Below are 20943 nucleotides of genomic sequence, written 5' to 3' on the forward strand. Positions count from 1 at the left end.
AATTGCGTGCCCGCCGCCACACGCTCCGAAGCCGCACTCCGCGGCCCGGGGCCGCACGTGAGAGGACCGCCATGGGGACGCCCCTGTTCGCGATATCCGCCGACTCGCATGTCACCGAGCCCGGCGACTGCTACCTCGACCGCATCGACCCGGCCTTCCGCGACCGCGCGCCCGTCGCCGCGACCGACCCGCGCATGGGGGCGGTGATGGACATCGACAACGGGCGCAGCCGCATCCCGTACGGCATGGTGGCGGCCGCCGGGCGGCCCCCGGAGACCGTCGGCCCGTTCGAGTACACCGACTGGGACCAGCTGCACCAAGGCGGTTGGGACCCCGTCGCCCGGCTCGCCGAGCAGGACCGGGACGGCGTCGCCGCCGAGGTCGTGTACCCGTCCGTCGGCATGCTGCTGTGCAACCACCCGGACGCGGACTACAAGAAGGCGTGCTTCGACGCGTACAACCTGTGGATGGCCGAGGAGTTCGCCGGGCACGCCCCCGACCGCCTGATCGGCATGGGCCAGACCGCGCTGCGCAGCGTCGAGGAAGGCGTCGACGACCTCGCCCGCATCAAGGAACTCGGCCTGCGCGGCGTCATGATGCCCGGCCACGCCGCCTGCGAAGGCGAAGCCGGCGACTACGACGACCCGCGCTGGGACCCGCTGTGGCGCGCCGCCGCCGACCTCGGCCTGCCGCTCGCCTTCCACATCCTCACGTCCGGCAACGACCAACTCGGCGCGCAGCAGTACCGCGGGCCGAAGATGAACAGCTTCCTGGGCATCATGCGCGGCTGCCAGGACGTCATCGGCACGATGGTGTTCGGCGGCGTCTTCGACCGCGAGCCGCGCCTGAAAGTCGTGTGCGTCGAGGCGGACGCCGGGTGGATGCCGCACTGGATGTACCGCGCCGACCACGCCGTCCGTTACCACGGCAACTGGCTGGGCGACCGCGCGCTCGGCCGGCTGCCCAGCGAGTACATCCGCGACCACGTGTACCTGACCTTCCAGGACGACGCGGTCGCGTTCCGGGTCACCGATCTGATGGACCACCGCCGCCTGATGTGGGCCAACGACCACCCGCACTCCGACTCGACGTTCCCGCACTCGCAGCAGGTGCTCGCGGACCACACCGCGCACCTGGCCGAGGACGTGCGCGACGACATCCTGTGGCGCAACTGCGCCGAGTTGTACGGGCTTTCCCTCCCTCACCGGGCCCCCCAGACCGGCGAGTCCCCCGCACGAAAGGACGTACCGGCATGACCGCTGACAGGACCGCCGACCTGGTGATCACCGGTGGCACGGTGGTGGACGGCACCGGCGCGGCACCGTACGCGGCCGATGTCGCGGTCACGGACGGCCGCATTTCGGCCATCGGCCAAGGGCTGACCGGCCGTCAGACCCTGGACGCCATCGGCCACATCGTGGCTCCGGGCTTCATCGACATCCACACCCACTACGACGCGCAGGTCTTCTGGGACCCGGCGCTGACGCCGTCCTGCTTCCACGGCGTCACGACCGTCGTCGCGGGCAACTGCGGCTTCTCCATCGCCCCGACGCGCCCCGAGCACCACGGCGTGATCGCCCGCACCCTGGAGAACGTCGAGGACATGGACGTCGCCACTCTGGAGGCCGGAATCCCCTGGGACTTCAGCGACTTCCCGGGCTACCTGGACTCGGTCGAGCGGCGCGGCGTGGGCCTCAACTACACCGCGTACATCGGCCACACCGCGCTGCGCCTGTACGTGATGGGCATGGACGCCTACGAACGCGCCGCCACCGCACCGGAGATCGCGGAGATGGGCGAGGTGCTGCGCACCTCGCTGCGCGCCGGGGCCGCCGGGTTCGCCACCAGCTTCGCGAAGACCCACCGCGGCATCGACGGCAAGCCGGTGCCCTCGCGCCTGGCCGACCGCGCCGAGATCGACGCGCTCCTCGCCGTGGTACGCGAAGAGCGGCGCGGCGTCGTGGAGTTCACCCCGGGCGAGCAGCTCGGCATCGACGACCTGTACGAGATCCAGCCGGACATCGGCGTCCCGTTCACCTACACCGCGCTGATGACCACACCCACCGGCGCGCACGAGCGCCTGGTCCAGCTCAACCGCGACGGCTGGGCGAAGGGCGCCCAGGTCTGGCCCCAGGTCAGCCCGCGGCCGCTGACCTTCTCCTTCACCCTCGCCGAGCCCTTCACCCTCAACTCCAACCCGGTCTTCGGCGAGCTGATGGCGGGCGGCGCGGATGAGCGGCGGGCGGCGTACGCCGACCCGGCCTTCCGCGAGCGGGCGCTCGCCGCCTGGCAGGCGGAAGGCGCGTTCCTCGTCCCCCGCTGGGGCACGTACACCGTCGACGAGTCCTCGGCCCACCCGGGGCTCCTGGGCCGCCCGCTCACCGACATCGCCGCCGAACGCGGCACCGACCCGTTCCACACCCTGCTCGACCTCGCGCTCGACGAGCCCGGCCTCGACCTGCGCATGCGCTGCGTCCTGGCCAACGACGACGTCGACGCGCTCCTCGGCATCCTCGCCGAGGAGAACTGCACCCTAGGCCTGTCCGACGCCGGCGCCCACGTCGGCCAGCTCTGCGACGCCCCGCAGGCCACGGACTTCCTCGGCAAGTGGGTCCGCGAACGCGACCTCATGCCGGTCGAGCGGGCGGTCCGCAAGCTGACCGGCGTCCAGGCCGACATTCTCGGCCTCACCGACCGCGGCTACCTGCGCCCCGGTTACTGGGCCGACGTCGTCGTCTTCGACCCGGCCACCGTCGCCCCCGGCCCCATCCGCCGCGTCCGCGACTTCCCCGCGGACGGCGAACGCCTCACCGCCGACCAGCCCACCGGCATCCGCCACGTCCTCGTCAACGGCCACGCCATCCAAATAGACGGCACCCGAACCGCCAACGCCGGCCTCCCCGGCCAGGTCGTCAGGGTCCCCATCCGCAACTGACCCCGCCCACGACAACCAAGCCCGTCCCACCTCCGCACCGTGGCGGCCGCGGGACGGGCTTCGCCCATGACTCAGTCGGCCTGCCCTGCGGGCACCACCCACTGCGTGGGTTGCCCGGTGATGCTCGCGATCATGTCGTAGTCGCCGTCGTAGTGCAGCACAACAAGGTCATGTCGCTCCGCGGCAGCGGCAATCAGCGCATCGGCCATCGACAAGGCGCGGTGGAAGCCCTTCTCGATCGCCCGAACCTGCACCTCTCGGACACGATCCCAGACCTCATCGCCGCAGTGGACGTAGTCGAATCCACTCAGGAGCCGCCGCATACGCCGGGCCTCGTCAAGGCTGCGTGCGCTGTAGAGAACCTCATACTCGACGACGCCGGTGACGGCCAAGAGTCCTCGGTGGGACAGGTCGCTCAAAACCTCGCCAACTGCCGGTCGATTCCAGCGGGCCAGCGCCGACTTGTCCACCAGGTAGCGGCTCGTGGTCACCCGGCGTCCGGCCTGGGCTCGCGCTCAAGCAGGTCGAACTCTCCATCGATGATCGCCCGGGCGAACGCCTGGCGCCTCGCCAGCTTCACCGCCTCCAACAGGGCAGCGTTGACCGTGGCGACCTTCGTTGCGGTACCGAAGTGTTCCTGCGCCTCAGCCAGGAGTTCGTCATCCACATCAATCACAGTGCGACTCATCGTCGACCTCCCGACAGCAACGTAACGACGTCACTCGTCATGACAAGTAGCGAGCGAGACCACGATATCAAGCAGTCACTCCTCCCGATATCAACCTGCGCGACGGCATGCGATATGCTCGCATCGCTCGCGAACCTGTGTAGTTCGCATGGAAGGGCGTCCTTGGCCGGGCGCCCTTCCGCTTTTCCGACGCCGACGGCGGTCGCTGTCAGCCGACGTCGTAGATGCTGTGCTCGCTCAGATCAGGCGCGCCTGGTGCCGCCGCTCGGCGTCCTCCACCGCCCCCCGCTACGGACGCGTTCAAAGTGGCGGCTGATGCGCGCGGCACGCTTCTGGTGCTCGGCGTAGTACCGAGGGCGAGACTGGCCGACTTCTTCTTGGTTTTGGCGTTGGACAGCGCCTTGACGCGTTCCAAGGCATCGCCGTCGTCGGTGTCGATCTGCGTGACGGATACGGCCGCTCCAGCGACTGTTGGTTATGTACAAAAAGGAGCACACGACCAACATCAAGCGGGGTTCCTTGGCCGGGTACCCTTCCGCTTTTTTGGTGCTGTTGCTTCCCGCGGCCTTCCTGCGGCCCTGCGGCGGTTTTCGGCCACCTGTCGGTGGCCGCTCGGGTTATGGGGCGGTTAGGGCCCAGGCGTCGGCGATGATGCGGGCCAGGTCGGGGTGCTCGGGCTTCCAGCCGAGGAGGTTGCGGGCGCGGTCCGCGGAGGCGACGAGGACGGCCGGGTCGCCGGGGCGGCGCGGGGCCTCGACCGCGGGGATCGGGTGGCCGGTGACCAGGCGCGCGGTCTCGACGACCTCCAGGACGGAGAACCCGACGCCGTTGCCGAGGTTGCAGATCTCGTGGCGGCCGGGCGCGGCCGCGTCGAGGGCGAGCACGTGCGCACGGGCCAGGTCGGCGATGTGCAGGTAGTCGCGGACGCAGGTGCCGTCGTGGGTCGGCCAGTCGGTGCCGTTGACCTGAATGTGCTCCCGTACGCCCTCGGCGACCTGCAGCACGATCGGGATCAGGTGGGTCTCGCGCACGTGGCGTTCGCCCAGCCCCGCGTACGCGCCGGCGACGTTGAAGTAGCGCAGCGACACCGCGGCGAGGCCGTAGGCGTTCGCGTACGAGGTGAGCAGGTGATCGACGGCCAGCTTCGAGGCGCCGTACGGGTTCGTCGGACGCGTCTCGGCCGTCTCGGGGATCGGCGTGGTCGCCGGCTCGCCGTAGACCGCGGCGGTCGAGGAGAAGACGAAGCGCGGCACGTCGTGCTTGCGAACCGCATCGAGGAGGGCCAGTGTCCCGCCGACGTTGACGTGCCAGTACTCGGCGGGGTCGGCGACCGAGTCGGCGACCAGCGAGCGCGCCGCGAAGTGCAGGACGCCGTCGTGGCGTTCGGCGGCCAGGACCAGCCCCGCGTCGGCGACGTCGCCCTCGACGAACCCGGCGCCCGGCGGGACCGCGTCGCGGTGCCCGGTGGACAGGTCGTCCAGGACCGTGACGTCGTGTCCGGCCGCCAGCAGAACCGCCGTGGTCACCGAGCCGATGTAGCCCGCCCCGCCGGTGACGAGAAGTCGCATCTGATCCACCTTCGCTTGTGCGCCGAGTGACCAGGATGCGCCGCGGGCCTGAGATCCCGCTGAGAAACCGGTGATCGTCCGGTGAGCGGTCCGCCGGTCCGGTGCCGGCGATCGCCCGGTTCGGCGGGTCACGCTTGGTTCCGAGCCTTGACACTGTGCGCGGTACGCGTCAGTCTCACTGCTGTGAGAGCGCTCTCACAGCAGGATAGAGCGCTCCCGCAGCAGGCTTTGCCGCGCCCTTCTCCACGCGCTGAACCACCGCACGGCTCACGATCGTCCGCGCGTGGCACCGCGCATACGAACGCGCGGCACACCACGCAGCACCCGCGCACAGCTTGAGCACGCCCGCACGGCTTCAGCACGCCCGCATTTCCGGTACGCCGCCCAACCGCACGCCTGCTCGTCCGCACATCCGCACGCCCACTCCCGCCTGATCCCCGTCCCAGGAGGTCCCCCATGCGCTTGCCTTCCGGCCGCTCCAGAACGCTGGCCGTACTGTGCGCCGCCGTCCTCGCCGGCTCCGCCCTGGCCGGCTGCGGCTCCGACGACGACGACAAGGACCCGTCCGCCTCCGGCGACCCCGGCGGGCAGATCACGCTCAGCGTCGGCCTGTTCGGCTCGTTCGGCTTCGAAGAGGCCGGTCTCTACAAGGAGTACGAGGCCCTCCACCCGAACATCAAGATCAAGCAGAACGCCACCCAGAAGGAAGAGGTCTACTGGCCGGCCCTGCAGACGCGTCTCGGCGGCGGCGGTGACCTCGACGACATCCAGGGCATCGAGGTCGGCCGCATCGTCGACGTGGCGAACAACCAGGCCGACAAGTGGCTCGACCTGAACACCCTCGGCGCGCAGACGCAGACCGCCGAATACCTGGGCTGGAAGTCCAAGGCGGCGACCACCCCGGACGGCAAGGTGCTCGCGCTCGGCACCGACATCGGACCGATGGCCATCTGTTACCGCACCGACCTGTTCCAGCAGGCCGGACTGCCCACCGGCCGCGACGAGTTGGCGCAGCGCTGGTCGACGTGGGAGGGATACCTCGACGTGGGCCGCCAGTTCGCGGCGAAGGCGCCGAAGGGCTCGGCGTACATGGACAGCGTCACCGGCATGTACAACGCCATGATCGGGCAGCAGCAGACCTTCTACTACGACGCCTCGGGCAAGCTGATCTACGACACGAACCCGGCCGTCCAGAACGCCTTCAACCTGTCCGCGAAGGCGGCACAGGACGGACTGAGCGCCAAGCTCGTGCAGTTCCAGACCGACTGGGACCAGGCGTTCGCCAAGGGCGGCTTCGCCACCGTCTCGTGCCCGTCGTGGATGATCGGCTACATCAAGGAGAAGGCCGGCGACGCGACGCAGGGCAAGTGGGACGTCGCCGCCGCACCCGGCGCCACCGGCAACTGGGGCGGCTCGTACCTCGCGATCCCCAAGGGGGCCAAGCACGCCAAGGAGGCGTACGAGCTGCTCACCTGGCTGACCGCGAAGGAGCAGCAGGTGAAGCTGTTCGAGAAGCGCGGCTCGTTCCCGTCCCGCACGACGGCCATCTCGCAGGTCGCCGGGACGACCGACCCGTACTTCAACAACGCGCCCATCGGGCAGATCTTCAGCAAGTCCGCGGAGGCGATGCCCGCGCAGACGCTCGGCGTTCGCGACAACGACGTGAAGGTGGCGATCCAGAACGCCCTGAACGCCGTGGAGGCGCAGGGCGTGAAGCCGGATGACGCCTGGAAGGACGCCAAGGCGTCGGTCAAGGCCGCACTCGGCTGAGCCCGGGCCGACCGCGCCGGGGCCGTCACGGCCCCCGCCGTTCGCACGGCATCACGCCGTCCGGCACGGCCCCGGCGCCGGCCCTCCGTTCCGCCGAATCGCCCCGCCGCACCGCGTCACCCCTCCCCCGCGACCCGAGGACTTCCCGCATGGCCGTCTCGTCCCCGGCAACGGTGCCGACCCGCCGCCAGTTGTGGCGGCGGCGCGGCACCAAGGCCGCACCGTACGCGTTCGTCGCCCCCTTCTTCGTGTTCTTCGCGGCGTTCGGGCTGTTCCCGCTGATCTACACGGGCTACGTCTCGTTGCACCGCGTACGGCTGCAGAACCCCGACGCGATGGCCTGGGTCGGCCTCGACAACTACACGACGCTGCTGAAGGACGAGTTCTTCTGGAACTCGCTCAAGAACACCTTCACCATCGGGGTCATCTCGACGGTCCCGCAGCTGTGCCTCGCCCTCGGGCTCGCGCACCTGCTCAACTACCGTCTGCGCGGCCGGACCTTCTTCCGGGTCGTGCTGCTCCTGCCGTACGCGACCTCCGTGGCCGCGGCGACTCTCGTCTTCGCCGGCCTGTTCGGCCGCGACTACGGCATGCTCAACTGGGCGCTCGGCCTCGTCGGCGTCGACCCCGTCGACTGGTTCAACGAGAAGTGGCCGTCGCAGATCGCCGTTTCGACGATCGTGACGTGGCGCTGGACCGGCTACAACGCGCTCATCTACCTCGCCGCCATGCAGGCCATCCCGCGCGACCGCTACGAGTCCGCGATGATGGACGGCGCCAACGCCTGGCGGCAGTTCCGCCACGTGACGCTGCCGGGACTGCGCCCGACGATCATCTTCACGATCATCGTGTCGACGATCGGCGCACTCCAGATCTTCGGCGAGCCGCTGCTGCTGCAAGGCGGCACCACCGGCATGAACGGCGGGGCGTCGCGCCAGTACCAGACCACCGGCCTCTACATGTACCAGACCGGTTGGCAGTACTTCTCGCTCGGCAAGGCCGCCGCCATCGCGTGGCTGCTCTTCCTCGTCATCGTCCTGGTGATCGGCGTCAACGCGGCGATCGCCCGCTACCGCTCCAAGCTGACCGCGGCCAAGTCGCGGAACGGGAAGGGGTGACCGACGTGACCGACATGACCGCCGCGACCGCGAGCCCGATTACCGCCAAGTCCCGTGTCGACAGCGTGGATTCGCCGCCCGCCGAACGACGCGCCAAGCGGCGGCGCCCGCGCGCCCACGACCGGGCCGGGGTCGTGACGTACGCGATCCTCATCTTCGCCACCGTCGTCTCCGCCTTCCCCTTCTACTGGTCCATCGTCGCCGCCACCCGCTCCAACGCCGAGATCAACTCGGTGCCGCCGCCGTTCCTCCCCGGCGGCGGGCTCACCGACAACTTCGAGCGCGCGAACGAGCAGGCGAACATCACCAAGGCACTGGTCAATTCGACGATCGTGTCCGGAACGGTCGCGCTGGGTACCGTGCTCGCCTGCACGCTCGCCGGATTCGCGTTCGCGAAGCTGCGGTTCCGCGGCCGCGGCGCACTCCTGTCGTTCACCGTCGCGACGATGATGATCCCGCCGCAACTCGGCCTCATCCCGCTGTACATGATGATGGCGAAGCTCGGCTGGGGGAACGAGCTCCAGTCGGTGATCCTGCCGACCCTGGTCACCGCGTTCGGCGTCTTCTTCATGCGGCAGTACCTCGCCGAGGCGCTGCCGGACGAGCTGATCGAGGCGGGACGCGTCGACGGCGCCTCGTACTTCCGGATCTTCTGGCGCATCGTGATCCCGATCGCGCGCCCCGCGATGGCGGTCCTCGGCCTGCTGACCTTCATGACCACCTGGAACGACTTCTTCTGGCCGATCATCGCGCTCAGCCAGGACAACCCCACCGTTCAGGTGGCCATCAACTCGCTCGGCGGCGGCTATGTGCCGGACCAGTCGGTCATCCTCGCCGGCACCGTCCTGGGCACGCTGCCCGTCCTGGTGGTCTTCGGCCTGCTCGGCCGCCAGATCGTCGGCGGCATCATGCAGGGCGCCGTGAAGGGCTGACCTCCGCCCGCCGTGCCACCACCCCCCACCAACTCCCCGCACAGAGAAGGACGACGCGTGCGTACGACCGCCGACGAAGACTCCCCCGCCAGCGCGCTGCCCGGCGGGCAACCCGCCCCCGCCCAACTCGCCGCCGCCCAACTCGCCGCCGCCCTGCCCGCCGGGTTCCTGTGGGGCGCGGCAACCGCCTCCTACCAGATCGAGGGCGCCGTCGCCGACGACGGGCGCTCGCCGTCGATCTGGGACACCTTCTCGCGTACGCCCGGCCGCGTGCACAACGGGGACACCGGCGACGTCGCCGCCGACCACTACCACCGGTACCGCACCGACGTCGGCCTGATGCGCGAACTCGGGTTGTCCGCCTACCGCTTCTCCGTCGCGTGGTCGCGCGTGCTCCCCGAGCCGGGCGGCCGGCCGAACGCGCGCGGCCTGGCCTTCTACGACCGGCTCGTGGACGCCATGCTGGAGGCCGGTGTCGTACCGGCGCTCACGCTCTACCACTGGGACCTGCCGCAGTACCTCCAGGACGTCGGCGGCTGGACCAACCGCGACACCGCCGCGAGGTTCGCCGAGTACGCGGAGGCCGTGGGCCGGGCGCTCGGCGACCGCGTACCCATGTGGACGACGCTCAACGAGCCGTGGTGCGCGGCGTTCCTCGGTTACGCCTCCGGGGTGCACGCGCCCGGCATCACCGATCCTGCCGCCGCGCTGACGGCCCATCACCACCTGCTCCTCGCACACGGCGAGGGCGTGGCCGCGCTGCGTGCCGTACTGCCCGCGGGCCGACGGATCTCGCTGGTCCTGAACCCCGCGGCGGTACGCGCGGCCTCGGACGACCCGGTCGACGTGGACGCCGCGCGGCGCATCGACGGATTGGCCAATCGGATCTTCCTCGGTCCGGTGATACGCGGCGCCTACCCGGCCGACGTGCTGGCCGACACCGCGTCGCTGACCGACTGGTCGCACATCCGGGACGGCGACCTGGCCGCGATCTCCCGGCCGATCGACGAGATGGGCGTCAACTACTACACACCCTCACTCGTCGGCGGGGGCGCGAAGCCGGGCGAGCCGCGCAACGACGGCCACGGCGTCAGCGCGCACTCGCCCTGGCCCGGCTGCGACGACGTGCGGTTCCGGCACGCGCCCGGGCCGCGGACCGCGATGGACTGGCCGGTGGACCCGACCGGGCTGTACGACGTGCTCATGCGGGTGCGGGCCGAAGCCCCCGGGCTGCCGCTGCTGGTCACCGAGAACGGGGCGGCGTACGACGACACCGTCGGCCCCGACGGCACGGTCGCCGACCCGGGCCGGCAGGCGTACATCGCCGCCCACCTGGCGGCAGTCGCCCGGGCCGTCGCGGACGGCGCCGACGTGCGCGGCTACTTCGTGTGGTCGCTGCTGGACAACTTCGAGTGGGCGTACGGCTACGCCAAACGGTTCGGCATCATCCACGTGGACTTCGCATCAGGTCGCCGTACCCTCAAGGACAGCGCGCACTGGTACGCGTCGGTCATCGCCGCACACCGCGGCCGCAACGGGAACGGGGAGCCGCAGGGTGCCTGACGAGACGACGCCGGGAGGGGCGCCGGACGGACCGTCGGACGGGTCGCCGGTCGGTTCCGCGGCCGGTTCCGCCGCCGGTTCGGCGGTCGGTTCGGCGCGGGCGACCGGTACGGCGCCGCCCCCGCCGGACGCTCCCACCCTGGAGACGGTCGCCGCGGTGGCCGGGGTCTCGCGCGCCACCGTCTCGCGGGTCATCAACAACTCGCCGAAGGTCAGCCCGCAGGTCCGCGAGGTCGTCGAGGCGGCGATCGCGAAGACCGGGTACGTGCCGAACCGCGCCGCACGGACCCTGGTCACGCGGCGGACCGACTCGGTGGCGCTGGTCATCCAGGAGCCGGAGACCCATCTGTTCGGCGACCCGTACCTGACCGGCATCGTGCGCTCGGTGAGCGAGGAACTCTCGGGCACCGACACGCAGTTGGTCCTGATGATGGTCCGCACGTCCGCCGACCAGCAGCGCCTGGAGCGCTATTTGCGCGGCGGACACGTCGACGGCGCGCTGCTCGTCTCGCTGCACGGCGACGCGATGCTGCCGAACCGCCTTGTCCAGGCGGGAATCCCCGTGGTGGTCGGCGGTCGGCCGCTCGGCCGTGCCGAGGGCATCACGTACGTCGACGCCGACAACGTGGGCGGCGCCCGGCTTGCCACCCGCTACCTGCACGAGCGCGGTCGGCGGCGGATCGCGACCATCGCCGGGCCGCAGGACATGTGCGCGGGCATCGACCGGCTGAAGGGCTACCTGGACGAGGTCGACGGCGAACCGGTGGTGGTGCACGGCGACTTCACGCGCGACTCGGGCACCGCGGCGATGCGCGAACTGCTGCGTACCGCCGACGACGTCGACGCCGTCTTCGCGGCCTCCGACCTCATGGCCGCGGCGGCCGTGTCGGTGCTGCGCGAGTCGGGCCGACGCGTCCCGGAGGACGTCGCGGTCGTCGGGTTCGACGACGTCGAGGCCGCGCTGTGGTCCGACCCGCCGCTGACGACCGTGCACCAGCCGGTCCACGAGCAGGGCCGACGCATGACGCGCCTGCTCCTCGACCACGTCGTCGCGGGCAGCGGGGCCGAGCCGGTGATCCTGCCCACCCACCTCGTGACCCGCGCGTCGGCCTGACCCGCACAGCGGGCAGGGCGTGGGGCGGAGAGGCCTGGGGCAGAGGAGCCTGGGGCAGAGGAGCCTGGGGCACAGGAGCCTGGGGCACAGGAGCGTGAGGCCGTGGGCGTGGGACGCGCCCGCGCTCGCACCGGGCATGCTGGGGGCGGACCGGACGGGAGAGACGCCGCATGCCCTACAAGCCGCCGAAGGACCCCCAACAGCCTCTGTACGCGCGCTTCGAGGACGTCCCCGAAGGACTGCTGACGCCGGAGCAGTTGGCCGGCCTGCCGTACCCCCGGGTGCCCGGCGGCCGCGTACGCGGGCAGGTACGCACCCCGGAGTACCGCCACCTGCCGCTGTACGCTCTCGCCGAATGCCCGCCGGTTGCGCACGAGTGCGCCGACTGCGGTGCGTTCTGCGAGTCACCGTGCACGTGGGTCGACAACCGGCCGCTGTGCGAGACCTGCGACCACATCGTGCGGCTGCGCGACGCCCAACGCGCCAACATGCGCCTGCGGGCGATGTACATCGAAGCCGCCCGGGCGGATCTGGCGGACGAAACCCTGGCCGTGCTGGCGGTACGACTTGTCGGCACCATCCCGGTCCCCGGCCGCGGCCCGGAAGACACCCGTCCCGCCGCCGGGCACATCGAGGTCATCGATCGCGAAGGCCGGCCACTGGCAGGCGTGTTCACGCAACTGGTCCCGTCCACCCACCCCGACGCCCCGGCGGCCGCACTCCCCGCCCAGCAGGGCGCCGACGAACTGCGCGCCGCCCTCGCGGGACGCCGCCTGGTCTTCTGGCATGGCCTCGACAGCGCGGTGAGGCACGTGCACACCGCCGGGCAGGCCCTGCGCGTCGACTTCGGTCTGGCCGAGGACGGTATCTGGGGGCAGTTGCAGGGCAGGGCCGGCCCTCATCCGGCAGCCGTGTGGCGGGGCGACATCGACCCGAGCACCGGCAAACCGCGCCCGCCGACGACACCGGTCACCGCCGAGGACCTGCTCGCCCTCATACGGCAGATGGCCGAGACGCCGCTGCCCGACATCGAAATCCAGCGCCACGAGAACCACTTCCTGCGCCGCGAGCCCAGAGCCGTCCGCGTCGCCGTCACCGGGCGGCCCGCCGCCATCCGCCGTATCGAGGCGGTCCTCTCCGCCACCGGGATGCTCGCCCCGGACGGTTTCGGGAGTCAACTCCGCCCCGTGCAACCGTCCTTCGACCATCCGGACTTCGGTACGGTCCACCTCCCCGCGGTCGCCTTCGGCAGCGACGAGGAGCCGTAGCCGGGGCGTACGCGGGAATTGGCGGGGCGTCAGGTCCCGCTCGGGGGCCAGGTCAGGCCAGGCCGGGCCGGATTCGGGAGCGGGACCGCGGCCGGTCTGGCTCCGACTCCGGCTCCGTCGACGGCCAGGCCGGGAACCGGTCAAACGTCCGGGTTGGGCCGGGTGAGCCGAGCCGACGAGTCGTATCAGCGGGCCACAGCGGTCGGCCGGGAGGCGGTGGCCCCTCTGGACCCTCTCGACCCCCTGGGACCGTTGGGTCCGTCGGGACCGGGCTCGTTCGGCCCGCTGGACGTGGCCGGTGCGGAAGGCCCGGCAGGCGCGTCGTCGGTCGGAGGACGACGTTCCGAAGCCGAGGCCGAAGCCAAGGCCGTAGCCGGCGCGGGCGATTGCGGGGCGTCCTCGTTCAACAGCCGCTCGGCGGTAAGGGTGTCGGCGGCGGTCACCGTCGTCAGGAGCCCTCCCCCGGCCAGTTCGCACACGGCCCGGCCTACCGCGCTGGGCAGTCGCGGCGTGGTGCCCGGGATGTCCGGGAAGCGCAGCCGACTCGCGACGACCGTGCCCCCCGCGGTACCGGCGGGACCGCGCCAACCGGGCTTGGCGGCCGGGCCGTACGCCGACTGCTGGCGCAGCAGCGGGCGGCCCTCCGCGGCGACGTCCCAGCGCGAGACCGCGTCGCCGCAGGGCTCCGCGGCGCGGCCCAGCACGAGGGTCTCGCACATGAGAAGCCGGGTCGCGCGGCCCAAAGTGACCTTCACCGAGGATTCGTAGCGCGCGCCTGCCGCCACCACGACAGGCTCCGGCAGCCACTCCAGCTCGCCGCCGTCGTCGACCACGATCTCGACGGACTGCCGGGCCGGTTCGCCCGTGCCGGGCAGCACGACGGCGGCAGCGGCGGTGCGGACCGTGAGGCGCGCGCCCGGGCCGACCTCGATGCGTACCGTCAGTTCGTCGCCGCCGAGCGGCCCCGCGGCGCCCGCGACGAAGACCACCTCCGCGCCCGGGCCGGGCACGGAGGCGATGCGGGGCAGCAGCGGCACTTGGCCGCGTACCTCGACGATCCGGGTCACCGGCCCGGAGCCACGCCCTCCCCGGCGCATCGGCGCCGTCTCCGCCCGGACGACCGCGCCGGCCTCCATCGTCAGGTCACCCCGCCGTGGACGCGGTCGACACCGTCGGCGCCGCGGACGTGCCGCCCGAACTGCCGCCTGAGCCGCCGCCCGAGGCGCCGCCGGAGGTGACGCCGATCGCGGCGGCCACCGGGACCGCGGTGCCCGCCTGCCAGGCACCGAGTTGGGCGAGCACCCACTCGGTCACCGGCGCCGCCCCCGGTTCGCCGCGGAGGGACAGGAACACCACCGGAGTTCCCGGCCGCATCCGGGCCGCGTCGCGGTCCATGACGCCCAGGTCGGCGCCGACCTGCGGGGCGAGGTCGGTCTTGTTGATCACCAGCAGGTCGGACCGCGTGACACCGGGACCGCCCTTGCGCGGCACCTTGTCGCCGCCCGACACGTCGATCACGAACAACTGCACGTCGGCGAGGCCCCGGCTGAACGTCATCGTCAGGTTGTCGCCGCCCGACTCGATGACCACCAACTCGAGGTCCGCGTGGGCCGCTTCGAGGTCCTCGACGGCGTCGAGGTTGCCGCTGATGTCGTCGCGTACCGCGGTGTGCGGGCAACAGCCCGTCTGCACCGCCGCGATGCGGTCGGCGGCAAGTACGCCCGCGGCCCGCAGGAAGTCGGCGTCTTCGGTGGTGTAGATGTCGTTTGTCACCACCGCGAGCGAGACCTTGCCGGCGAGAGCCCGGCACAGCGCCGCCACCAGCGCCGTCTTCCCCGAGCCGACCGGCCCTCCGATGCCCACCCGCAGCGGGCGCGAACCGGGCACCACCGCGGGTACCCGATGCGTGTGCCCGCCACCGCCGGAGCTGCTGTCGTGATCAAGATGCAAAGTGAACGACCTCCTCGCGGGCGTGCAGTTCGGCGCATACGTCCAGGCCCGGTGCGGACCACGCGGGCAGACGGTCCCAGTCGCCGTCGGCGAGCACGGTGCGGGCCGCGGTCGCGGCCTCCTCGGCGACCTGGTCGCAGTGCCCGGCCATCTCGGCGAGGACGACCGTGACCGCGATCGGGTCGAAGGACAGGAGCTTCACCGCGGCCGAGGCCGGGCCGTTGACGGTGTTGGTGGCGGCCAGCACGGCCGCCTCGCGCTCGTCGAGCCGCGCGCGCGTGGCCGCGGCGCCGAGCACGATCGCGTGGTGCGGCGAGACGCCGAGTGCGGTCCAGGGCTCCTCGGGCCAGGCGGCGCGCGCGATGCGGCGCAGCGAACGGCCTTGGGCGCGCGAGGAGGCGCGGGCGGGTGCGGACGGGGTACGTGCGTCCAGTTCGGTGTCGAGTTCCGCCCAGGGCCCGTCCGTGCTCAGCCCGTACGGTCCCGCGACGAGTGCCGCGCATGCGGCGAATGCGGCCTGGACGGATCCGTTTCCGTACAGGCGGCCGAGCAGGAAGTCGGTGAGCGTGTCGAGGTCGTGCACCTCGCCGCGTGCCACCGCGTTCTCGAGTCCGCCGGAGTGGGCGTGCCCGCCCGCCGGGAGTCGTGAGTCGCCCAGGAGGAGAAGTCCTGCCGCCATTGCCAACCACCTCTTACCGTTCTAGCCGTCGATTCCGGGATCTGGCCGGTCACCGCTGCTGTCCACGTCGTCCGTCGACGCTCCTGTCAAGCTACCCGCCCATTGTTAATGGGCCGTCAGAACAGGAAGTAACGCTGCGCCATCGGCAGGGTTGCCGCCGGTTGCGCCTCCACCTTCTCGCCGTCGATGCGCACGGCGAACGTGCCCGGGTCCACCTCGATGTGCGGCATCGCGTCGTTGAGCGGCATCGCGCTCTTGCCGCGGCCCCGCACGTCGGCGACGGACACGAGGCGACGCCGCACGTCGAGCCGGTCGGCGAGCCCCGATTCGAGTGCCGCCGGCGCGACGAAATGCAGGCTCGTCGCGGCGGCGGTACGCGGGGCGGCGCCGAACATCGGGCGCGGGAGCACCGGTTGCGGGGTGGGGATCGACGCGTTGGCATCGCCCATCGCCGCGTACGCGATGGCGCCGCCCTTGAGCACCGCGTGCGGCCGTACCCCGAAGAACGCCGGCTCCCACAGGACGAGGTCGGCGAGCTTGCCGACCGCGACCGACCCGATCTCGTCGTCGAGCCCGTGCGCGACGGCCGGGCAGATTGTGTACTTCGCCACATAGCGGCGGGCGCGCAAATTGTCTGACACGCCGTCACCGGGAAGAGCACCGCGCCGAACTTTGTTCACGTGCGCCGTTTGCCAGGTCCGCATGATCGTCTCGCCGACGCGTCCCATGGCCTGGCTGTCCGAGCCGATCATCGAGATCGCGCCGAGGTCGTGGAGCACGTCCTCGGCGGCGATGGTCGACGGCCTTATCCGCGACTCGGCGAACGCGAGGTCCTCCGGGACCGACGGGTTGAGGTGGTGGCACACCATGAGCATGTCGAGGTGTTCCTCGACGGTGTTGACGGTGTGCGGCCGCGTCGGATTGGTGGACGACGGGAGGATGTTGGGCATCGAGGCGACGGTGATGATGTCGGGCGCGTGCCCGCCGCCCGCGCCTTCGGTGTGGTACGCGTGGATCGTCCGGTCGCCGATCGCCGCGAGGGTGCCCTCCACGAAGCCGGTCTCGTTGAGCGTGTCGCTGTGCAGGGCGACCTGGACGCCCGCGGCCTCGGCGACGCGCAGGCTCGCGTCGATCGCGGCCGGCGTCGACCCCCAGTCCTCGTGCACCTTGAACCCGGCGGCGCCCGCCCGCAGTTGCTCCCACATCGCCTCCTCGGAGACGGTGTTGCCCTTGCCGAGGAGCACGAAGTTGATCGGGATCTCGTCGAGCGATTCGAGCATGCGGGCGAGGTGCCACGCGCCGGGGGTGACGGTGGTCGCCTTGCTGCCCTCCGCTGGCCCGGTGCCGCCCGCGATCATCGTGGTGACACCCGCGCCCAGTGCCTCGCCGAACTGCTGCGGGCAGATGAGGTGTACGTGGCAGTCGACGGCGCCCGCGGTGAGGATGCGGCCGTTGCCGGAGATGACCTCGGTGGACGGGCCGATCACCAGGTCGGGGTGTACGCCGTCCATCGTGTCGGGGTTGCCGGCCTTGCCGATCCCGACGATGCGGCCGTCGCGGATGCCGATGTCGGCCTTGACGACGCCCCAGTGGTCGAGGATGACCGCGCCGGTGATGACGGTGTCCGGTGCGCCGTCCGCGCGCGTGGCCACGGACTGGCCCATGGACTCGCGGATCACCTTGCCGCCGCCGAAGATCACCTCGTCGCCGCCGGCGCCGTGCGGGCGGCACAGGTCCTCGGTGACCTCGACGACCAGGTCGGTGTCGGCGAGGCGGATGCGGTCGCCGGTGGTGGGGCCGTACAGCAGGGCGTAGCGGTGGCGGTCGATCGAGCTCATTTCTCCACCTCCGACGTCGGAGTCGCCTGCGGGCTCTGTCCGTTGGCGGAGGGTTCGGGGACGGCGGCGGGGGCGGGTGGGCCGGCGGCCGCGGTGCCGCCGGTTGTCGCCGGGGTGGTGCCGGTGCTGCCGGTGCTGCCGGACTCGTCCGTACCGTCCAAGATGCCGCCGCGGCCCGCCTTGAGGCCCGGTACGACGCGTGAGCCGGCCAGCGGCACGAGGGAGACCTCGCGCGCGACGCCCGGCTCGAAGCGGACCGCCGTGCCCGCCGGGACGTCCAGCCGCTGCCCCCACGCCGCGCCGCGGTCGAAGTCGAGCGCGTCGTTGGCGGCCGGGAAGTGCAGGTGCGAGCCGACCTGGACGGGCCGGTCGCCGGTGTTGAGCACACGCAGGACGGTGACCGGGCGGCCTGGGTTGAGCGGCACCGGGTCGGTGCCGAGAAGGAGTTCGCCCGGGACGACGGGACGGGGGGCCTTCGCCCGGCCGCCCGGCGAGCCGGTGCGGGACTTGCCGCCGTTGGGCGTACCGCCGCCGGGGGAAGCGGAGTTGGCGCCGCCCGTCGGCGAGGACGCGCCGGTCACGGGATCGGGTGGTGCACCGTCACGAGTTTGGTGCCGTCGGGGAACGTCGCCTCCACCTGCACCTCCCCCAGCATCTCGGGGACGCCGTCCATGACGTCGTCCCGGCCGAGGACGTGGCGCCCGGCCTCCTGGAGATCGGCGACGGACCGCCCGTCTCTGGCCCCTTCGAGCAGGAAGGAGGACAGCACGGCGACCGCCTCCGGGTAGTTGAGCCGCAGCCCGCGGTCCCTGCGCCGCTGGGCAAGATCGGCGGCGTACGAGAGCATGAGGCGCTCTTGCTCGTGCGGGGTGAGCAGCACGCGTCGGTCCCCCGTTCCTCAAGTCGACCGGTGTGTCCTCCTGGCTGACTCGAGAATTCACGGCTCGTGTTACCCGCTGGTGCGGTCATTGTTACCGGGAGGTATCCAAATTCTCATTCCCCGCAATTGGGGTGGCTGACCAGCGGTTTCCCGGGTGAGACGTCGACCACATCGCAGGCGCGCCCGGCCGAACGGGTGAGCGGTCGGCGCGCGTTGTCCGATGCACGCGCTCTCACGCGCGCGAATCGGCCCGTCGGGCGCGGGCGTACCTGCGAAGTGACGTTCTGTCAGAAGCCCCCGCCCGGCGGGGGTTCGACGGCGTCGGCGGGTTCAAATCCGAACACCTTTCCGAAGAACCACAGTTCGGCCTCGCGGGTGCGGATGATATTCTCCGCCTTGCGGAAGCCGTGCTGCTCGCCCTCGAAGGCGAGGTAGACGTACGGCAGCCCCTTCGCCTTGACCGCCTCGACGATCATCTCCGACTGCGCGGGCGGCACGACCTTGTCCTCCAGGCCCTGGAACACCGCGAGCGGGCAGGTCAGTTCGGCGGTGTGGTTGATCGGCGACAGCTCCTTGTAGCGGTCCGCGGCCTCCGGGTACGGGCCGACCAGCCCGTCCAGGTAACGCGATTCGAACTTGTGGGTGTCGCGCGCAAGTGCCGCCAGGTCGGCGACGCCGAAGTGGTTGGACCCGGCCGCGAACGTGTCGCCGAACGCCAGCGCCGCGAGCGTCGTGAACCCGCCCGCCGAACCGCCCCGGATCGCCAGCCTTCCGGGATCGACGGCCCCGGTCGCGGCGAGGTGGCGGGCGGCCGCGTCGCAGTCCTCGACATCGACAACTCCCCAGGCATCGTTCAGGAGTTCGCGGTACGGGCGGCCGTACCCGGTGCTGCCGCCGTAGTTCACCGAGACGAGTGCGAAACCGCGCGTCGTCCAGTACTGCACGTCGAGGGTCAGCATCGCCCGGGCCATGGACGTAGGGCCGCCGTGGATCGTGACGAGCAGCGGAGGCAGGGTGCCTTCGGGCGCGCGTACCTCCGGGTGGCGGGGGCGGTAGAGGATGCCGTACGCGGTGCGGCCGTCGGCGGACGGGAACGAGATCGGCTCGGGGATCGAGAACCAGTCCGGCGTGACCACCGCGGCGCGGGCCGGACGCAGGCGCTCCAGCAGCGCGTGACCGCCGCCCTCGCGCTCCTCGCCCAAATCGCCGAGGTCGGTCTCGGTGTCGTCGATGTCGCGGTCGAAGACCGGGTCGGACTCGTCGGCGACCGGACGCTCGTGCTCGTCCGGCAGCGAGATGCCCAGCGGCTCCGCCTCCTCGGCCGGGCCGGCGCCGATGAGCACGATGTCCGCGCCGCCCTCCGGGCCCGCCGCGACCTGGTCCACCCAGGTCAGGCCGGTCACCATCGCCTGCGGCGGCTGCTCGGGGCGCGCCGGGTCGACGAGGGCCAGGTCGTACAGGCCGTCGCTCTCCAGCGCGCACGCCACCCGCCCGTCGGCGAGGAACGCGAACTGCCGCTGGCCGAAGACCCACTGCGGCCCGCCGATCTCGCCGTCCACCGGCGCGACCACCTCGACCTGGCCGCCCGCCCCGACACGGTGCAGGTTCCACCACCCGTCGCGGCGGTCCGACGAGAACCACAGCGACTCGTCGGGCGCCCACGTCGGCTGGAGCACCGACTCGCCGGGCCCGCCCGCGATCACCTCGGCACCGGTCAGCTCCGGCACGCCACCGACGACGTCCACGCGCGCGACCACCAACTCCGTCGCATCCCACGGCATCGCGGGGTGGTCCCACTGCGTCCAGGCGAGCGCGGTCCCGCCGGGCGCCACGCGCGGCGACGAGACGAAGTCGGGGCCGGTCACCAGCACGCGCACCTGCGCGGGATCGGCGACGGCGGCCCCGTCCAAAGGCAGGGCGACCAGCTCGTTGGCCGCCTCCCCGTGCGCCTCGACCACCTCCGGCTCGTGGCTCTCACGCACCGCGACGATCCACGCGCGCTCGCCCCACACGCCGGCGGGGACGATCTCGGCGTCCGCGTACCGCCACCCGTGCGCGACGCTCGGCTCCGGCGCCACCGGCACGGGCTCCGCCGCGCCGCGGTCCAGGCGGTAGAGCCGCTGGTCCGCCCAGTTCGCGTACACGAGCACCCCGTCGCGCACGGCCCACGCGCCGCCGCCGTACTCGTGCACGCGCGTACGGGCGGAGACGCCGTCCGGCAGGACGTCCACCCGCGTCCCGTCCGGCGCGCGCCGCACCAACTGATCGCGCCCGCCCTCCGACGGACGCGACTCCGACCACCAGACATCGCGCCCGTCGACCCGCACCTCGCCCGGTGAAGCGGCACCGACAACCAGCGCCTCCGCGGTGATGGGAGACGGCCAGGACCCGTACGGAAGTTCGGTCTGAGTACTCATGAGCTCGATTCTGTCGTCTCGCCGCGGCACGAGTCCGCCCGCAACCCCGGTACCACCGGACCCTTCCCTCTTCCAACGCCCCGCCCCACCCCCAGGTGCCCCACCCCCGCCAACTCACTCCCCCAACCCCATCCCAAAAAATCCAACACCAACCAGCAGAGCCGAGCAGCGCGACCGACCAGGCCGGTCGAGGAGGGGGGTTGAGGAGGGGGGTTGAGGAGGG

16 protein-coding genes and 2 pseudogenes are annotated in these 20943 nt (G+C 71.7%); 8 read left to right on the forward strand and 10 right to left on the reverse strand.

The annotated features are described in order from the left end of the window. The first annotated feature begins 71 nt into the window (after window positions 1-71). Together AB0C36_RS28430 and AB0C36_RS28435 are read left to right on the forward strand one after the other, a co-directional pair. Window positions 72-1256 carry an amidohydrolase family protein gene (locus tag AB0C36_RS28430; protein WP_358359309.1) on the forward strand — a complete coding sequence of 395 codons (1185 nt, stop codon included), beginning with the start codon at window positions 72-74 and terminating at the stop codon, window positions 1254-1256. Then, complete coding sequence (locus AB0C36_RS28435; protein WP_358359311.1) at window positions 1253-2935, forward strand: N-acyl-D-amino-acid deacylase family protein; 1683 nt, start codon at window positions 1253-1255, stop codon at window positions 2933-2935. The genes AB0C36_RS28430 and AB0C36_RS28435 overlap by 4 nt, the downstream gene beginning before the upstream one ends. 71 nt (window positions 2936-3006) lie before the next feature. Here the strand turns inward: AB0C36_RS28435 and AB0C36_RS28440 are convergent, their stop codons facing one another. The 3 genes from AB0C36_RS28440 to galE form a co-directional block, all read right to left on the reverse strand. Further along, the gene (locus AB0C36_RS28440; protein WP_358359313.1) at window positions 3007-3426 is read right to left on the reverse strand and encodes a PIN domain nuclease; all 420 of its coding nucleotides are present in this window, start codon (window positions 3424-3426) and stop codon (window positions 3007-3009) included. Further along, entirely contained in the window at window positions 3423-3623 is a 201-nt protein-coding gene (locus AB0C36_RS28445) for a type II toxin-antitoxin system VapB family antitoxin (RefSeq protein WP_358359315.1), read from the reverse strand. The genes AB0C36_RS28440 and AB0C36_RS28445 overlap by 4 nt, the downstream gene beginning before the upstream one ends. 617 nt (window positions 3624-4240) lie before the next feature. Further along, window positions 4241-5191 carry a UDP-glucose 4-epimerase GalE gene (galE, locus tag AB0C36_RS28450; RefSeq protein ID WP_358359317.1) on the reverse strand — a complete coding sequence of 317 codons (951 nt, stop codon included), beginning with the start codon at window positions 5189-5191 and terminating at the stop codon, window positions 4241-4243. Window positions 5192-5647: 456 nt separating this feature from the next. Here galE and AB0C36_RS28455 point away from each other — a divergent pair, with 456 nt between their 5' ends. The 6 genes from AB0C36_RS28455 (at window position 5648) to AB0C36_RS28480 (ending at window position 12956) form a co-directional block, all read left to right on the forward strand. Beyond that, complete coding sequence (locus tag AB0C36_RS28455; protein ID WP_358359320.1) at window positions 5648-6961, forward strand: ABC transporter substrate-binding protein; 1314 nt, start codon at window positions 5648-5650, stop codon at window positions 6959-6961. Between the two features lie 149 nt (window positions 6962-7110). Then, complete coding sequence (locus AB0C36_RS28460; RefSeq protein ID WP_358359323.1) at window positions 7111-8079, forward strand: carbohydrate ABC transporter permease; 969 nt, start codon at window positions 7111-7113, stop codon at window positions 8077-8079. 14 nt (window positions 8080-8093) lie between these two features. Beyond that, a complete protein-coding gene (locus AB0C36_RS28465) occupies window positions 8094-9011 on the forward strand; it encodes a carbohydrate ABC transporter permease (protein ID WP_358359349.1) in 918 nt (305 codons plus the stop codon). A 96-nt stretch (window positions 9012-9107) separates the two neighbouring features. Further along, the gene (locus tag AB0C36_RS28470) at window positions 9108-10574 is read left to right on the forward strand and encodes a GH1 family beta-glucosidase (protein ID WP_435839133.1); all 1467 of its coding nucleotides are present in this window, start codon (window positions 9108-9110) and stop codon (window positions 10572-10574) included. A gap of 139 nt (window positions 10575-10713) precedes the next feature. Next, the gene (locus tag AB0C36_RS28475; protein ID WP_435839134.1) at window positions 10714-11688 is read left to right on the forward strand and encodes a LacI family DNA-binding transcriptional regulator; all 975 of its coding nucleotides are present in this window, start codon (window positions 10714-10716) and stop codon (window positions 11686-11688) included. A 170-nt stretch (window positions 11689-11858) separates the two neighbouring features. Next, a complete protein-coding gene (locus AB0C36_RS28480) occupies window positions 11859-12956 on the forward strand; it encodes a hypothetical protein (RefSeq protein ID WP_358359329.1) in 1098 nt (365 codons plus the stop codon). A 185-nt stretch (window positions 12957-13141) separates the two neighbouring features. On the opposite strand, the gene AB0C36_RS28485 is transcribed toward AB0C36_RS28480, so the two are convergent. The 7 genes and pseudogenes from AB0C36_RS28485 to AB0C36_RS28515 all read right to left on the reverse strand — a co-directional run bounded on the left by AB0C36_RS28485 (window position 13142) and on the right by AB0C36_RS28515 (window position 20720). Continuing rightward, complete coding sequence (locus tag AB0C36_RS28485; RefSeq protein ID WP_358359331.1) at window positions 13142-14092, reverse strand: urease accessory protein UreD; 951 nt, start codon at window positions 14090-14092, stop codon at window positions 13142-13144. A gap of 136 nt (window positions 14093-14228) precedes the next feature. After that, window positions 14229-14906 (reverse strand): annotated as a pseudogene (gene ureG, locus AB0C36_RS28490) (urease accessory protein UreG); the annotation flags it as partial. Further along, the gene (locus AB0C36_RS28495) at window positions 14896-15585 is read right to left on the reverse strand and encodes an urease accessory protein UreF (protein ID WP_358359334.1); all 690 of its coding nucleotides are present in this window, start codon (window positions 15583-15585) and stop codon (window positions 14896-14898) included. The pseudogene ureG and the gene AB0C36_RS28495, both read right to left, overlap by 11 nt. Window positions 15586-15701: 116 nt before the next feature. Further along, window positions 15702-17423, reverse strand: a complete 1722-nt coding sequence (locus tag AB0C36_RS28500; RefSeq protein ID WP_358359336.1) for an urease subunit alpha — start codon at window positions 17421-17423, stop codon at window positions 15702-15704. 149 nt (window positions 17424-17572) lie between these two features. Then, window positions 17573-17884 (reverse strand): annotated as a pseudogene (locus AB0C36_RS43275) (urease subunit beta); the annotation flags it as partial. A gap of 116 nt (window positions 17885-18000) precedes the next feature. Beyond that, window positions 18001-18303, reverse strand: a complete 303-nt coding sequence (locus tag AB0C36_RS28510; protein WP_358359342.1) for an urease subunit gamma — start codon at window positions 18301-18303, stop codon at window positions 18001-18003. Between the two features lie 287 nt (window positions 18304-18590). After that, window positions 18591-20720 carry a S9 family peptidase gene (locus tag AB0C36_RS28515; RefSeq protein WP_358359346.1) on the reverse strand — a complete coding sequence of 710 codons (2130 nt, stop codon included), beginning with the start codon at window positions 20718-20720 and terminating at the stop codon, window positions 18591-18593. Window positions 20721-20943: the final 223 nt, after the last annotated feature.

This window comes from Streptodolium elevatio, from assembly GCF_040649515.1.
Lineage (GTDB): Bacteria > Actinomycetota > Actinomycetes > Streptomycetales > Streptomycetaceae > Yinghuangia > Yinghuangia elevatio.